A 15,261-nucleotide genomic window follows, 5' to 3' on the forward strand; every position below is an offset into this window, starting at 1 on the left:
AGCGGCCCCCGCGACACCGGGGGCGCCCCAGGTGCGATCACCGAAAACCACCTGCGCCGACCAGTCCCCATAGGACACACTCCCCCGCGTGCTGCTGACGTTGACCACCACCCGCGCGCCCGCGACCGACCTCGGGTTCCTGCTGCACAAGCACCCCGACCGCGCGCAGACCTTCACCACCTCCTCCGGCCCCGCCCACGTCTTCTACCCTCGAGCGGACGAGCGGGCCTGCACGGTCGCGCTGCTGCTGGAGGTCGACCCCGTCGGCCTGGTGCGCGGTCACGGCAGCACGCTCACCCAGTACGTCAACGACCGCCCCTACACCTCCGGCTCGCTGATGGCCGTCGCCCTCGGGTCGGTGTTCCGCACCGCCATGAACGGCCGCTGCGAGGCCCGCCCCGAGCTGGCCGCCGAACCGCTGCCGCTGCGCGTGGAGCTGCCCGCCGTGCCGCACCGGCTGGTCGAGCGGCTGTTCACGCCGCTGGGCTGGTGGGTCGACGCCGAGGTGCTGCCGCTGGGCGGGGACCTCGGCGACTCCCGCTACGCGCGCGTCGTGCTGACCGGCGAGCTGCTGCTGTCCCAGGCGCTGCGCCACCTGTACGTGCTGCTGCCCGTCCTGGACGGCGACAAGCACTACCACGTCGACCAGGACGAGGCCGCCAAGCTGCTGCGCGCCGGCGAGGGCTGGCTGCCCGAGCACCCCGACCGGGAGCTGATCACCCGCCGCTACCTGCTGAACCGCAGGACCCTGGTGCAGGAGGTGCTGTCCTCGCTCTCCAGCCTGGCCGAGGCCGAGGAGGTCGAGCCGGAGGAGCTGGACAACGCCCTCGCCCCGCCCCGGATCTCCCTCGCAGGCCTGCGCCGCGAGACCGTGATCTCCGTGCTGCGGGAGGCGGGCGCGCGCAGCGTCGTCGACCTGGGCTGCGGCAGCGGCGCGCTGCTGCGCCCGCTGATCGCCGAACCGCAGTTCACCCGCGTGCTCGGCGTCGACGTCTCCGCGCACGCCCTGCGCGTGGCCGCCCGCAAGCTGCGCCTGGACGGCATGGGCGAGCGGCAGCGCGCCCGCGTCGAGCTGCGCCAGGGCGCGCTGACCTACGTCGACCGGGGCCTGACCGGGTTCGACGCGGCCGTGCTCATGGAGGTCGTCGAGCACGTCGACCCGGAGCGGCTGCCCGCGCTGGAGCACGCCGTGTTCGCCTGCGCCCGCCCCGGCCTGGTGCTGGTGACCACGCCGAACGTCGAGTACAACCCGCTGTTCGAGACCCTGCCCGCCGGGTCGCTGCGGCACGCCGACCACCGGTTCGAGTGGACCCGCGCGCAGTTCCGCGAGTGGGCCGAGGGCGTGGCGGCGCGCACCGGCTACACCACCCGCTACCTGCCGATCGGCGACGAGGACCCCGAGCGCGGCGCGCCCACCCAGGCCGCCGTCTTCACCCTGGAGAGGACCGAGGACTGATGGAGCTGACGATCCCCCAGCCGAGCCTGGTCGTGCTCGTCGGGGCCTCCGGCTCCGGCAAGTCCACGTTCGCGCTCAAGCACTTCCAGCGCACCCAGGTGCTCTCCAGCGACTTCTTCCGGGGCATGGTCGCCGACGACGAGAACGACCAGTCCGCGTCCGGCGCGGCGTTCGACTCGCTGTACTACGTCGCGGGCAAGCGCCTGGCCGCGGGCCGCACCACGGTCGTGGACGCCACGAACGTGCAGCCCGCCGACCGGGCGCGGCTGATCGCGGTCGCCAAGGAGCACGACGTGCTGCCCGTCGCGATCGTGCTCGACACCCCCGACTCGGTGTGCCTGGCCCGCAACGCCACCCGCCCCGACCGGGACTTCGGCGACCACGTGGTGCGCCGCCAGCGCACCGCCCTGCGCAAGTCGGTCAACCGGCTCGGCCGCGAGGGCTTCCGCCGGGTGCACGTGCTGCGCACCCAGCAGGACGTGGACGAGGCCGTGATCGTCCCGGAGCGGCTGCTCAACGACCTGCGGCACGAGCGCGGCCCGTTCGACGTGATCGGCGACGTGCACGGCTGCCGCGCCGAGCTGGAGGAGCTGCTGGTCGCCCTCGGCTACGAGCTGGTGCGCGACGGGCGGGGCCGCCCGGTGGACGCGCTGCCGCCCGAGGGCAGGCGCGCGGTGTTCGTCGGCGACCTGGTCGACCGGGGACCGGACACGCCGGGCGTGCTGCGCCTGGTCATGGGCATGGTCGAGGCCGGGCACGCGTTCTGCGTGTGCGGCAACCACGAGCACAAGCTGGTGCGCGCCCTGCGCGGGCACAAGGTCAAGGTCGCGCACGGCCTGGCCGAGTCGCTGGAGCAGCTCGGCGAGCAGGACGAGGAGTTCCGCAAGGCCGCCACCCGGTTCTGCGACGGGCTCGTCGCCCACTACGTGCTCGACGGCGGCGACCTGGTCGTGGCGCACGCCGGCCTGCCCGAGCACTACCACGGCCGCGCGTCCGGCCGGGTGCGCTCGTTCGCGCTGTACGGCGACACCACCGGCGAGACCGACGAGTACGGCCTGCCGGTGCGCTACCCGTGGGCCAACGACTACCGGGGCAAGGCGACCGTGCTCTACGGGCACACGCCCACCCCGAGGGCCGAGTGGGTCAACAACACGATGTGCCTGGACACCGGCGTGGTGTTCGGCGGCGAGCTGACCGCGCTGCGCTACCCCGAGCGCGAGGTCGTGGCCGTGCCCGCCCACCGGGTCTGGTACGAGCCGGTCCGGCCGCTCAAGCCCGTCGCGCCGGAGCGGGAGGCGGGGGCGCTGGACCTGGACGACGTGACCGGCAAGCGCGGCGTCGAGACCGCCCACCGGGGGCGGATCTCGGTGCGCGCCGACCAGGCCGCGGCGGCGCTGGAGGTGATGAGCCGGTTCGCGGTCGCCCCGCAGCGGCTGCTGTACCTGCCGCCGACCATGTCGCCGGTGGCGACCTCGAAGCGCGAGGGCCTGCTGGAGCACCCGGACGAGGCGTTCGCCGAGTACCGGGGCTGGGGCGTGCGGCAGGTCGTGTGCGAGGAGAAGCACATGGGGTCGCGGGCCGTGGTGCTGGTGCGCCGCGACGTCGGGAGCACCGGCGACCTGGGCGTCGTGCACACCCGCACCGGCAGGCCGTTCTTCGACGGCGACCTGGAGCGGCGGGTGCTGGAGCGGGTGCGCGACGCGGTGGCGGCCGCCGGGCTGTGGGCGGAGCTGGACACCGACTGGCTGCTGCTGGACTGCGAGCTGATGCCGTGGAACGCCAAGGCGGGCGGGCTCATCCGGCAGCAGTACGCGTCGGTGGGCGCGGCGGCGTCCGGGTCGCTGGGCGTGGCCACGTCCGCGCTGGAGGCCGCCGCCGGGCGCGGGGTCGACGTGGGGGCGCTGCTGGAGCGCACCCGGTCGCGGCGCGCCAACGCCGAGGGCTACCGCAGGGCGTGGAGCCGCTACTGCTGGCCCACCGAGGACCTGGCCGGGCTGAAGCTGGCCCCGTTCCAGGTGCTGGCGGCGCGCGGGCGCACCTTCCACGACCGGGACCACCTGTGGCACCTGGGCGTGCTGGCGCGGCTGGAGGGCGAGCTGTTCCACCGCACCGCGCACCTGGTCGTCGACACCGGCGACGAGGAGCAGGTCGCGGCGGGCGTGCGCTGGTGGGAGTCGATCACCGCGGACGGCGGCGAGGGCATGGTCGTCAAGCCGCTGGCCAACCTCGTGGTCGGCGAGCGCGGGCCGGTGCAGCCTGGGGTGAAGGTGCGCGGGCGCGAGTACCTGCGGATCATCTACGGCCCCGACTACACCGAACCGGCGAACCTGGAGCGGCTGCGCAAGCGCGGGCTCGGGCTCAAGCGGGCGCTCGCGGTCATGGAGTACTCGCTGGGGCTGGAGGCGCTGGAGCGGGTGGCGCGCGAGGAGCCGCTGTGGCGGGTGCACGAGTGCGTGTTCGCCGTGCTGGCCATGGAGTCGGAGCCGGTCGACCCGAGGCTGTGACCGGGGTGCGGCGGTCCGGTGGAATCGCTGTTCCGCCGGACCGCCGCACCGGTCGATACTGGCCGGCATGGGGAAGACCTACGAGCGCATCGACGGCCGGTTGCGGGAGTTCATCGAGGCCCAGCCGGTGTTCTTCACCGCGACCGCCCCGCTGGACGGCGACGGGCACGTGAACCTCTCGCCCAAGGGCCGCTCCGGCACGCTGCGGGTGCTGGACGAGCGGCGGGTGGCGTACCTGGACTTCGGCGGCAGCCACGCCGAGACCATCGCCCACCTGCGGGAGAACGGGCGCATCACGCTCATGTGGTGCGCCTTCGACGGGCCGCCGAAGATCGTGCGGGTGCACGGGAGGGGCGAGCCGGTGTTCCGCGACGACCCGCGCTTCGCCGACCTGGTGGCCGGGTTCGGCGAGGCGGACGGGCCGGGGCTGCGGGCGGTGGTGGTCGTGACGGCCGGGCTGGTCAGCGACACCTGCGGGTACGCCGTGCCGTTCCTGGACTACCGGGGCGAGCGGGAGCTGCACGCCCGGCACTTCGGGCGCAAGAGCGACGAGGAGTTCCGGGCGTACTGCGAGGGCAAGCCGCACAACAACACGAGCATCGACGGGCTGCCCGCCCTGCCGATGCCGGTGCCGCCGCGCGGGTGAGGGGCGATCGGGCGGAGCGGGTGGTGATCGGGCGGGCCGGGTGAGCGCCTCGCGCCGGAAAACCGCTGGTCCCCACCGCCCCCGATGGGCTGCAATGCCCCCATGAAGTTCCTGTTCTTCTGGGGCCACACCCCGCACCGCGACGGCGAGCTGGGCCGGGAGTGCCTGAGCCAGTGGTGGGAGCGGCCGTTCGAGCTGGACGGCCGCGTCCACCCCACCGCCGAGCACGCCATGATGACCGGCAAGGCGCTGTTGTTCGGCGACGAGCACACCGCCGGGCGCATCGCCGAGGCCCGCACGCCCGGTGAGGCCAAGTCGCTGGGCCGCCAGGTGCGCGGCTTCGACGAGGACACCTGGGTGCGCGAGCGCCTGGAGCTGGTCGCCCGGCTGAACGAGGCCAAGTTCGGGCAGCACGACGACCTGCGCGCCTACCTGCTGGGCACCGGCGAGCGGGTGCTGGTGGAGGCGAGCCCGGTGGACCGGATCTGGGGCATCGGGCTCGCCGCCGACGACCCGCGCGCCGGCGACCCGCAGCGGTGGCGCGGGCTCAACCTGCTCGGTGAGGCGCTGATGCTCGCCCGCGCCCGGCTGGCCTCGGGTCAGGCCCAGGGCTGGGGAACCAGCCGGTAGTGGGTGGTGAGCTGCCCGTCCGCGATGACGTGGAACGCCAGCGCGGGCGGCGCGCCCTCGTCGTTGGGCCGCTCGCCCTCCCACGGCGGCACCAGCGTCGAGACCACGCCGGGCGCGCTGAGCACCGGCACCCCGGCCAGCGACCCGACCATGGGGCTGTGCGAGTGCCCGCACAGCAGCGCCAGCAGCCCCTTGCGGCCCCGCACCACCCGCGCCAGCCGCTCCGGCGCGTCCAGCCCGATCGGGTCCAGCACCGGGTGCCGCACCGGCGCCGGCGGGTGGTGCAGGCACACCAGGGCCGGCGCCCCGGCGGCTTCGGCCAGGACCGCGTCCAACCACTCCAGGGTCTCGTCCGCGAGCGCCCCGCCGTCCTGTCCGGGCACCGTCGAGTCGACCAGCGCGAGCACCACCTCGCCCACCCGCGCCACCCGGTTCACCGGCCCGTCGCCCGGCCCCTCGCCGAGCAGCACCTCGCGGAACGGCGACCGGGAGTCGTGGTTGCCCGGCAGCGCCAGCAGCGGCTGCTCCAGCCCGCCGAGGACCCGCGCGGCCTCCTCGTACTCCACCCGGAGCCCGTTGTCCACCACGTCGCCGGTCAGCACTGCGGCGTCGACCGGTCGAGCGAGTCCGCGCAGGTAGCCCACCACGCGCTCGGCCCTGGGGGCGGCGTGGTCACCCCCGTCGAAGTGGGTGTCGCTGAAGTGCGCGAGGATGATCACTGCTTTCCTCCGATTCGCAGCCTGAGCCGATCAGCGGAAAAGTACGCTCCAGTCCACTGGGCCAGATCGCTGGCCACCCGAACGAACTCGGGGGTGTAGGCACGTGCCGGTGCGGTCCAGAGCCCGGAGCGCCCTGCAGAGGCGCGCGCTGAACCTGGCCAGGACCACCCCCGGACGGCTCACCCTGCTCGCCTTGGCGCTCGCCGGGCTGAGCCTGCTGGTGGGTCTGCTGACCGCCCAGTCGGTCCAGCGGCGCACCGACGCGCTGAGCGTGCTGGCCGACCAGACCGAGCCGCTGGCGTACGCCGCGCAGGAGGTCTACCGGGCGATGGCCGACGCGGACGCGACCGCCGCGAGCGCGTTCCTGTCCGGCGGGGTCGAGTCGCCGCAGCTGCGCCAGCGCTACGAGGACGACATCGCCCGCGCCTCCTCCGCCCTGTCCGCCGCCACCGACGCCCCCACCCGCGCCGGGCCACTGGCGGACGAGATCGACACCCTCGCGCAGCAGCTGCCCGTCTACACCGGCCTGGTCGAGACCGCGCGCGTGCACAACCGGCAGGGCAACCCGGTGGGCGCGGCCTACCTGCGGGAGGCGTCCGAGCTGATGCGCGGCACCCTGCTGCCCGCCGCCCACGACCTGCACCGCGCCCAGTCCGACGCCACCGCCTCCGAGCTGGCGGCGGCGGGCGTGCTGCCGTGGACCGAGCTGCTGCTGGGCGGGGTGCTGCTGTCCGCGCTGGCGGGCGCGCAGCGCTACCTGTTCCTGACCAGCAACCGGCTGCTCAACATCGGCCTGGTCGTGGCCAGCGCCGCCTCGGTGATCGCCCTGCTGTGGTCGCTGGTGGCCAGCCTGGTCGTGGTCGCCGACACCGGCGCGGGCCAGACCGCCGCCCGGCAGGTCGACGTGCTCGCCCAGGCCCGCATCGCCACGCTGAGCGCGCGCGGCGACGAGACCCTCGCCCTGGTCACCAGGGGCGGCGGGGCCACCGCCTACGAGGACGGCTACCGGCGGCTGGACAGCGAGCTGGAGGAGCTGCTCGCGCAGGCCCACGCCGGTGACGCGGGCGAGCACCACCGGCGCTGGCAGCGGGCGCACGCGATGCTGCGCGCCGCCGACGACCGGGGCGACTGGGAGGGCGCGGTCGACCTGGCGCTGGGCACCGGCTCCGAGGGCGCGGCCTCCGCGTTCGACGCGCTGGACCGGGACCTGGTGGACGCGCTCGTGGCGGCCCGCACCGAGGCCAACGGGGCGGTCGCGTCGGCGCGCGGGGCGCTGGGCGGCGCGGTGGACGTGGTGGCGCTGCTGTCCGCGATCGCCGCGTTCGCGTGCCTGGCCGGGGTGTGGCAGCGGCTCAAGGAGTACCGGTGAGGGCGCGCCTGGGGCTCGTGGCGGCGGCGCTGCTGGCGACCGCGTGCGCGCCGGTGCCCAGCTCGGCGCCCCCGATCGGCGGCGACTCGGCGGTGCGGCCGGGACCGGCGGAGGCCACCGTGCTGCCCCGCGAGGCCCAGGAGCCCACCGCCGGGCAGGACTGCACCGCCAGCCTGCGCCCGACCCGGCCGCTGCCCGCGCCCGGCGCGATGCCCCAGGGCAGCACGATGCGGCGCATCGCCGAGCGGGGGCAGCTGGTGGTGGGCGTGGACCAGAACACCTACCTGATGGGGTTCCGCGACCCGTTCACCGGTGAGCTGCAGGGCTTCGACGTCGACCTGGCCCGCGAGGTGGCCCGGTCGCTGCTGGGCGACCCGACCAGGGTGCGGTTCCGGGTGCTCAACTCCGACCAGCGGCTGCCCGCGCTGGAGACCGGCGAGGTGGACGTGGTGGTGCGCACCATGACGATCACCTGCGAGCGGTGGCGGCGGGTCAACTTCTCCACCAGCTACTACGAGGCGGGGCAGCGGGTGCTGGTGCCCAAGGACTCCGGCATCACCGGGCTGACCGCGCTGTCGGGGCGGAAGGTGTGCGCGACGACCGGCTCCAGCTCGCTGGCCCACGTGCGCGCCCACCCGTCGGGGCCGGTGCCGGTGGCGGTGCCGAACTGGACGGACTGCCTGGTGATGCTCCAGCAGGGGCAGGTGGACGCGATCTCCACCGACGACACGATCCTGGCCGGGTTCGCCGCGCAGGACCCGTACACCGAGGTGGTCGGGCCCCGGCTCACCACCGAGTCGTACGGGATCGGCGTGGCCAAGGGCGCGGACGACCTGACCAGGTTCGTCAACGGCGTGCTGGAGCGGGTGCGGGCGGACGGGACGTGGGCGCGGATCCACCGCAAGTGGCTGGGCGACCCGCCCGCGCCGCCCGCGCCGGAGTACCGGGACTGACGGTGGGCTGGAGCGGGCGGGGAGGTGCGGCGGGTGCCGGAGCGGAGGAGCGGCGATGACCAGCGAGGTCGTCCGATGACCGGGTGCGCGAGTCCGGGCTGCACCGGGGAGCTGGCGGCCGAGGACGCGTTCTGCCCGCTGTGCGGCCAGCCCGCCGAGCGCGCCCCGGTGAACGCGGCGCGGCGGGCCGCCCAGCGGCGCGCGCAGCAGGGGACGGCGCCGCAGGGCACCGTGCAGCACGGCACGGCCGCGTACCCGGCGCCCTCGCCGCAGGACACCGCGCGGCAGGCGCCGTCGTGGGAGCGGACCGCGCCGGGGGCCACGCGCTCCAGCGTGCCCCTGGACTGGACCGCCCAGGCCGATGGCGACCGGGACGTCCCGAACGCCCGGTCCGGCGAGGACACCCGCGCCCGGCTGTTCCCGGCGACGGCCACGGGCGCGACCGCACCGCCCCGCCGCCTGCCCCCGCCCGCCGGGCGCGACGGCACCCTGGCGCAGCGGCCGACGTGGGACGACGACAGCGGCGCGACCGGCGCCTGGCCCGCCGACGAGGCCCCGGACAGCGGGGCCACCGGGGCCTGGTCGCCCTCCGCCGACCGGGACAGCGCGGCGACGGGGGCGTGGGCGCCCGACGCGGGCCCGGACAGCGGCGCGACCGGGGCGTGGTCGCCCGAGGCGGACCGGGACAGCGGGGCGACCCGCGCCCGTCCCCCGCGCTTCGACGACGACCCCGACAGCGCGGGCACCCGCGCCCAGGCCCCCACCTGGGACGATGACGACGACAGCGGCCCGGCCACCGCCGAGGGCACTGTGCCCGACACCGCCGGTCGTCCCGGCGGCACGGCCGCCTGGCCCGCCACCTGGGGCCGGTCGGTGCGCGGCTCCCGCGACTCCAAGTCCCGCTCGGGTTCCCGCTCCGGGTCGCGCTCCCGGACCGGTTCCGCGGGCTCCGGCTCGTCCAGCGGCCGGACCCGGCGGGGCTCCACCCGGTCCGCCGCCCCGCGCGGCAGGCTCGGCGCTGGCCTGGTCGAGGTGCCGCCGGTGCCCTACCGGGACCCCAAGCAGGCGGTGCTGGTCAACCCCGAGGTGCCCGAGGCCAAGCGGTTCTGCAGCGCCTGCGGCAAGGAGGTCGGGCGCACCCGCTCCGGGCGCCCCGGACTGGTCGAGGGGTTCTGCACGCACTGCGGCCACGGCTACTCGTTCGCCCCCAAGCTGGCCAGGGGCGAGCTGCTGCACGGCCAGTACGAGGTGCTCGGCTGCCTGGCGCACGGCGGCCTGGGCTGGATCTACCTGGCCGCCGACACCGCCGTGTCCAACCGCTGGGTCGTGCTCAAGGGCCTGCTGGACTCCGGGGACGCCGACGCGAAGGCCGCCGCCGTCGCCGAGCGGCGGTTCCTGGCCGAGGTCGAGCACCCCACCATCGTGAAGATCCACAACTTCGTGCGGCACACCGACCGGCGCACCGGCGACCCCACCGACTACATCGTCATGGAGTACGTCGGCGGCACCACCGTCAAGGACCTGATCAACGACCGGTCGGGCGCGCTGCCGGTGGAGCGGGCCATCGCCTACGCGCTGGAGGTGCTGCCCGCGCTCGGCTACCTGCACGGCGTGGGCCTGCTGTACTGCGACTTCAAGCCGGACAACGTGATCCAGACCGAGGAGCAGCTCAAGCTCATCGACCTGGGCGCGGTGCGCCGCGCCGACGACCGCACCTCCCCCATCTACGGCACCATCGGCTACCAGGCCCCGGAGATCGGCAAGCGCGGCCCGTCGGTGGCCTCCGACCTGTACACGGTCGGGCGGGCGCTGGCGCTGATGTGCTTCCGCTTCGACTTCCGGGGCAAGCACCTCAGGTCCCTGCCCGACGCGGTCGAGCAGCCGCTGCTGGCCGAGCACGACTCGCTGCGGCGGTTCCTGCTGCGCGCCTGCCACCCGGACCCCAACCAGCGGTTCGCCTCGGCCGGGGAGATGGCCGAGCAGCTGACCGGGGTGCTGCGGGAGGTGCTGGCCGCGCAGGACGGCAGGCAGCGGCCGGGCCTGTCGCGGCAGTTCACGCCGGAGCGGCGGGCGTTCGGCTGCGGCGGCGAGCTGGACCGGGGCGAGGCCGCGCTGGGGCTGGCGGTGCCGCAGGTCGACCTGGGCGACCCGGCGGCGGGCCTGCTGGCCACCACCACCGGCGAGCCGTCCGAGGTGGTGCGCATCCTGCGGCGCGCCCCGGAGGTCACCCTGGAGGTGCGGCTGCGGGTGGTGCGGGCCCTGCTGGACAGCGACCTGCCCGCGCAGGCGCTGGCCGAGCTGGACGCCCTGGACCGGCTGGCCGACGACGACCCGGCCGCGCCCGCCTCCGACGACTGGCGGCCGGACTGGTACCGGGGCCTGATCGCCCTGGCCGGGGGCCGCGTGCAGGCGGCGCGGGAGCTGTTCGACGGGATCGGCGACGTGCTGCCCGGCGAGGCCGCGCCGAAGCTGGCCGCGGCGGTGTGCGCGGAGGCGGCGGGCGAGCACCGGGCGGCGGCCGAGCTGTACCGGGTGGTGTGGCGCACCGACCACGCGCACACCGCCGCCGCGTTCGGCCTGGCGCGCGCGCTGCTGGCGTGCGACGACGACCGGGACGGGGCGGTGGAGGTGCTGCACACGGTGCCCGACACGTCCCGGCACCACGTGGCCGCGCGGGTGAGCGCGGTGCACGTGCTGGCCATGGGCGGCATCGCGGACGTGCTGCGGGCGGGCTCCCTGCTGGAGCCGCTCGCGCTGGACGCGGGCCGTCGGGCCGAGTTGACGGCGGAGCTGCTGGCGGCGGCGCTGGCCGTCCCGGCGGAGGACCGCAGGGTGAGCGCGCGACTGCTGGGCTGCGCGGTCACCGACAAGGGGCTGCGGCTCGGTCTGGAGCGCAGCTACCGGCTGCTCGCCAGGCTCGCCGACACCCCGGAGGAACGGATAGCGCTGGTCGACCGTGCGAACGCGGTCCGGCCGAGGACACTGGTGTGATCATGGATGCTTGCCCCGAGTGCGCCGCCCCCGTGACGGCGCAAGACCGGTTCTGCGCGGCCTGTGGCCGCAACCTGCGCCTGCGGCGCACCCCCGTCGGAGGGCCGCCCGCCCTGCCCGACGAGCGGTGCCCGTGCGGGGAGGGCGACTACGGGGAGGACGGCGCCTGCCCGCAGTGCGGCAGAACCCGGCCGTCGCCGCGCGACCGCGTCGAGTTCACCCTTCCCGGCATGGCCGGGGTGAGCGACCGGGGGAGGCGGCGCAAGCGCAACGAGGACTCGATGGCGTTCGGCCGGGCGCGCGGGCGCGGGCTCGCGGTGGTGGTGTGCGACGGGGTCGCGTCCTCCGAGCGGGCCGAGCAGGCCTCGCAGCTGGCCGCCGACACGGCGCTGGACGTGCTGCTGACCGGGGTGCTGGCCGGGTCGGACACCGAGCAGGCCACCACCGACGCGGCGACCTCGGCGGGCGCGGCGGTGAGCAGGCTGGCCAGGCCGGAGGCGCCGGAGCTGGCGCCGTCCTGCACGTTCGTGTCCGCGTCGGTCGGGTTGGACGGCACGGTCACGGTGGGCTGGATCGGCGACAGCCGGGCGTACCTGGTGGCCGAGTCGGGCGCGGCCAGGCTGACCACGGACGACACGTGGGCGGCGCACCTGGTGGCGACCGGGCAGCTCACCGAGGAGGAGGCCAAGACCGACCGGCGGGCGCACGTGCTCTCGCGCTGGCTCGGCTCGGGCGCGGAGAGCTCGACCCCGCAGGTGGTGTCGCTGCGGCCCGCGACGGCGGGGGCGCTGGTGCTGTGCAGCGACGGGCTGTGGAACTACCTGCCGGAGCCGGAGCACATCGCGGACGCGCTGCCCCTGGGGGCGCCGCCGCTGGAGGCCGCGCGGAAGCTGGTGGACGTGGCGCTGGAGGCGGGTGGGCACGACAACATCACCGTGGTGGTGGTGCAGCTGCGGGGCGGGGGCTGAGGCGGGCGGGGGACGCTGGGGCTCGTCGTCGACCACCTGATCCCCCGCACGGGCGGGGCGGCCTCACCCCTGTGGGCGTGGCAACTCCGCCCCGCCACACCCACAGGTTTCCCCGACCCCGGCCGTTAACCCGTTCGGGCGAGGTAACCTCCCGCTCCTGGGAGGTGACCGGCCGTGGGCGACGTGGTGGACGAACTGCTGGACCAGTGGGCCGAGGAACGCCCCGACCTGGACCTGACCCCGCTGGCCGTGCTGACCCGCGTCACCCGCCTGGCGCGGCTCCTGGAGCGGTCCCAGCGCGACTTCCTGGCCGCGCACCGCCTGGAACCGGGCGAGTTCGACGTCCTCACCACCCTGCGCCGCGCGGGCGGCGAGCGGGGGTTGACGGCGGGCGCGTTCCTGACGTCGTCCCTGGTCACGGCGGGCGCCATCACCAACCGCCTCGACCGCATGACCGCGAAGGGCCTGATCGAGCGCACCCCCGAGCGCAAGGACCGCAGGGTCGTCCGCGTCAACCTCACCCCGACGGGCCGAGCCCTGGTGGACGCCCTGCTGACCGAGCACGCCACCCGCTGCGCCGCCCTGCTGTCCCCGCTGCCGCAGGAGACCCGAGCGCTGGTGGCGGACGCGCTGAGCGCACTGCTCCAGGCCCACGAGTAGCGCCCGGTCCGCCGCGTTTCCCGCACCCGGCCGGGACCGCGCGTCCGCGCCCGGCGCGCGGCGCGCGGCGCGCGGTGCGGGACCGCCGAGCGCTGGGAAGGGGGCGGATCAGCCCTTCGCCGCGTCCAGCGCCGCGTTCACCCGATCGCGGTGCTCGTTGATGAACGCCTCGATCGTCCGGGGCGGGTGCCCGGTGAGGGCGGCGACCGTCCCGGTGGCCCCGGACAGCGCCCCGTCCGAGACCAGCCGCGCCAGCTCGACGAAGTGCTCGGCGTACGCCTGCGGCATCCCCCGCGCCACCAGCACCTCCTCCAGCCCGTCGAGCCCCGGCCGCACCAGCCCGACCGGGCGGCCCAGCACAGCGGACAGGACGAACACCACCTGATCGGGCGTCAACGACCTGGGCCCGGTCACGTCGTGCACCCCACCCCTGGGCGCCGAACCGGTGAGCACCGCGAACGCGCAGTCGGCCACGTCGCGCGCGTCCACGTACGCGACCGGCCCGCCGAACGGCTCGAACAGCTCACCGGCGGCCGTGAAGGTCGTGATCCCCCGGACGAGGTTCTGCATCACGCTGTTGGGGCGCAGCACGGTCGCCTCCAGGCCGGACTCCGCCAGGTGGGCCTCGATCCGCGCGTGGGTCCCCATGGGCATCGGCAGCCCCGCCCGCGCGCCGACCGTGGACACCTTCACCACGTGCCCGACCCCGGCCGCCACCGCGGCGTCGATCGCGGCGAACTGCTGGGCGATCACCGGCTCCTCGCTCGGGTAGGGCCCCGCGGTGTTGAGGAAGACCTGGTCGACGCCCTCGAACGCGGCGGGCAGCGTCTCCGGGGCGTCCAGGTCGCCCACGACCAGCTCCGCGCCCGGCACCACCGCGTCCGCCCTGCGCACCAGCGCGCGGAACGGGACCCCGGCCTCCGCCAGCCGCCCGGCCAGCGCGCCGCCGATCGTCCCCGTCGCACCCGTCACCAGGATCACCGGCAACCCCTTTCATCGATGAACGTCGAACATCGATGAAAGGTACTCTCACCCGCGTGCGCCACCCCGATCACCCCGACCTCGCCGACGTTCCCCTGGTCAAGGCCCTGTCCGCCCTGGGCGACCCGGTCCGCCTGGCCATCGTGCGCGCGCTCGGCGACGGGCGGGAGCACCAGGGCGCACGGTTCGACGTGCCGGTCTCGCAGTCGACCCTGAGCCACCACTTCACGACCCTGCGCAACGCGGGTGTGGTGCGCGTCAGACCCGAGGGCACCCGCTGCTGGCACTCGCTCCGCCCGGAGTTCGAGACCCGCTTCCCCGGCCTGCTCGCCACCGTCCTGACCCTGGAATGACGAAGGGCCCCACCACCCTGTGAGGCCCTCCCCGGCACGGCCCGTCAGCCCGCCGCCACGACACCCCCGGCGAACGCCCCTTCCCGCCACTGCCCCACGGCGGGCGTGAGGTAGTCCGCCAGCACCGGCAACTGCGGCACCAGCGTCAGGCACGCGATGATCCGCAACTTCCCCACCGCGTCCACGAACGCCAGCACGTCCGCGTCCAACTCCCTGACCCCGACCTCCCGAGCGCCCTCGTCGTACGCGGGCGCCAGCGGTCCAAGTCCGCCCAGGTCCCACTCGACCGGCCCGAGGGTGACCATCTCGAAGTCCGAGTACCGGTCCCCCTCCACCCCGTGGAAGATGTTCGCGGGCGGCGAGTCGCCGTGCACCGGCTGGAGCGGCACCCCTGGGAACCGGGCCTCGAAGGCCTCCCGCGAGCGCACCAGCGGCTCCAGCACCTCCCACTCGCGCACCGCCCGCTCCAGGTCGTCGGCGGCCAGCAGCTCCGGCCGCGACGCCAGCTCGGCCAGCGCCGCCGTGACGAACTCCGGTTCCGCCGAGGACAGGAACGCCAGCTCACCCGGGTAGTCGCGCAACGCCGCGTGCAACCGCGCCGTGCTCCGGGTGTTGGCCGCGTAGTCCGGCTCCCGCTCCCGGTCCTGCTCGACGTACGCCCAGAACGTCATGGAGAACCCGCCCCGCCGCACCGGCTCGGCGGGCGCCAGCGGGCTGGGCTCGATCACCGGCACCCCGCGCCCGGCGAGCCACGAGGCGACCGCCAGCTCGTCCCGCTGCCGCGCGGCGAGCGAGTCGAGCGTGGTCGTGGCGGGCAGCACGACGGGGATGCGGGCCACGACGGGCGAGGGCGCGAGGTGCACGACGACGGAGAACAGCTCGTACAGCACCTCGGCCTCGCCGACGTCCAACCCGAGCTCCCGACCGGCCTCGACGGCCGCGTCGAGCGCGGCGGAGGTGCGTGCGGCGATGTCCTGCGGTGACGCGAAACCGGTCATGCCGGGATGATCCCACCACGCCGGACACCCCGG

13 protein-coding genes are annotated in these 15,261 nt (G+C 75.5%); 10 read left to right on the forward strand and 3 right to left on the reverse strand.

Translation table 11 applies throughout. The features are described from left to right. Nucleotides 1–88: 88 nt before the first annotated feature. The 4 genes from CNX65_RS17750 to CNX65_RS17765 all read left to right on the forward strand — a co-directional run bounded on the left by CNX65_RS17750 (nt 89) and on the right by CNX65_RS17765 (nt 5,236). Nucleotides 89–1,456, forward strand: a complete 1,368-nt coding sequence (locus tag CNX65_RS17750) for a 3' terminal RNA ribose 2'-O-methyltransferase Hen1 (protein WP_096494488.1) — start codon at nt 89–91, stop codon at nt 1,454–1,456. Next, entirely contained in the window at nt 1,456–3,960 is a 2,505-nt protein-coding gene (locus CNX65_RS17755) for a polynucleotide kinase-phosphatase (protein ID WP_096494490.1), read from the forward strand. Before CNX65_RS17750 ends, CNX65_RS17755 begins: the two co-directional genes overlap by 1 nt. A gap of 67 nt (nt 3,961–4,027) precedes the next feature. After that, nucleotides 4,028–4,606, forward strand: a complete 579-nt coding sequence (locus tag CNX65_RS17760; protein WP_096494492.1) for a pyridoxamine 5'-phosphate oxidase family protein — start codon at nt 4,028–4,030, stop codon at nt 4,604–4,606. A 102-nt stretch (nt 4,607–4,708) separates the two neighbouring features. Beyond that, nucleotides 4,709–5,236, forward strand: a complete 528-nt coding sequence (locus tag CNX65_RS17765; protein WP_232519884.1) for an NADAR family protein — start codon at nt 4,709–4,711, stop codon at nt 5,234–5,236. Here CNX65_RS17765 and CNX65_RS17770 read toward each other — a convergent pair. Beyond that, nucleotides 5,206–5,955 (reverse strand): metallophosphoesterase, encoded by a 750-nt coding sequence (locus CNX65_RS17770; protein WP_096494496.1) that lies wholly within the window; start codon nt 5,953–5,955, stop codon nt 5,206–5,208. The genes CNX65_RS17765 and CNX65_RS17770 overlap by 31 nt on opposite strands. 109 nt (nt 5,956–6,064) lie before the next feature. Between CNX65_RS17770 and CNX65_RS17775 the strand changes: the two genes are divergently transcribed. The 5 genes from CNX65_RS17775 to CNX65_RS17795 all read left to right on the forward strand — a co-directional run bounded on the left by CNX65_RS17775 (nt 6,065) and on the right by CNX65_RS17795 (nt 12,896). Further along, nucleotides 6,065–7,324, forward strand: a complete 1,260-nt coding sequence (locus tag CNX65_RS17775; protein ID WP_096497847.1) for a hypothetical protein — start codon at nt 6,065–6,067, stop codon at nt 7,322–7,324. Further along, entirely contained in the window at nt 7,321–8,277 is a 957-nt protein-coding gene (locus tag CNX65_RS17780; protein WP_096494498.1) for a glutamate ABC transporter substrate-binding protein, read from the forward strand. The genes CNX65_RS17775 and CNX65_RS17780 overlap by 4 nt, the downstream gene beginning before the upstream one ends. A 75-nt stretch (nt 8,278–8,352) precedes the next feature. Further along, a complete protein-coding gene (locus CNX65_RS17785) occupies nt 8,353–11,268 on the forward strand; it encodes a serine/threonine-protein kinase (RefSeq protein WP_096494500.1) in 2,916 nt (971 codons plus the stop codon). A gap of 2 nt (nt 11,269–11,270) precedes the next feature. Then, entirely contained in the window at nt 11,271–12,236 is a 966-nt protein-coding gene (locus CNX65_RS17790; RefSeq protein WP_218182075.1) for a PP2C family serine/threonine-protein phosphatase, read from the forward strand. 174 nt (nt 12,237–12,410) lie between these two features. Next, nucleotides 12,411–12,896: a MarR family winged helix-turn-helix transcriptional regulator gene (locus CNX65_RS17795; RefSeq protein WP_096494504.1), complete on the forward strand. Its 486-nt coding sequence runs from the start codon at nt 12,411–12,413 to the stop codon at nt 12,894–12,896. A 108-nt stretch (nt 12,897–13,004) separates the two neighbouring features. Here the strand turns inward: CNX65_RS17795 and CNX65_RS17800 are convergent, their stop codons facing one another. Further along, the gene (locus tag CNX65_RS17800) at nt 13,005–13,877 is read right to left on the reverse strand and encodes an NmrA family NAD(P)-binding protein (RefSeq protein WP_157767709.1); all 873 of its coding nucleotides are present in this window, start codon (nt 13,875–13,877) and stop codon (nt 13,005–13,007) included. A gap of 56 nt (nt 13,878–13,933) precedes the next feature. Between CNX65_RS17800 and CNX65_RS17805 the strand changes: the two genes are divergently transcribed. Next, on the forward strand, nt 13,934–14,230 hold the full coding sequence (locus CNX65_RS17805) for an ArsR/SmtB family transcription factor (RefSeq protein WP_232519885.1): 297 nt from the start codon (nt 13,934–13,936) through the stop codon (nt 14,228–14,230). 44 nt (nt 14,231–14,274) lie between these two features. Here the strand turns inward: CNX65_RS17805 and CNX65_RS17810 are convergent, their stop codons facing one another. Continuing rightward, nucleotides 14,275–15,228: a phosphotransferase gene (locus tag CNX65_RS17810; protein ID WP_096494510.1), complete on the reverse strand. Its 954-nt coding sequence runs from the start codon at nt 15,226–15,228 to the stop codon at nt 14,275–14,277. Nucleotides 15,229–15,261 lie beyond the last annotated feature (33 nt).

This window comes from Actinosynnema pretiosum, from assembly GCF_002354875.1.
Classification (GTDB): domain Bacteria; phylum Actinomycetota; class Actinomycetes; order Mycobacteriales; family Pseudonocardiaceae; genus Actinosynnema; species Actinosynnema auranticum.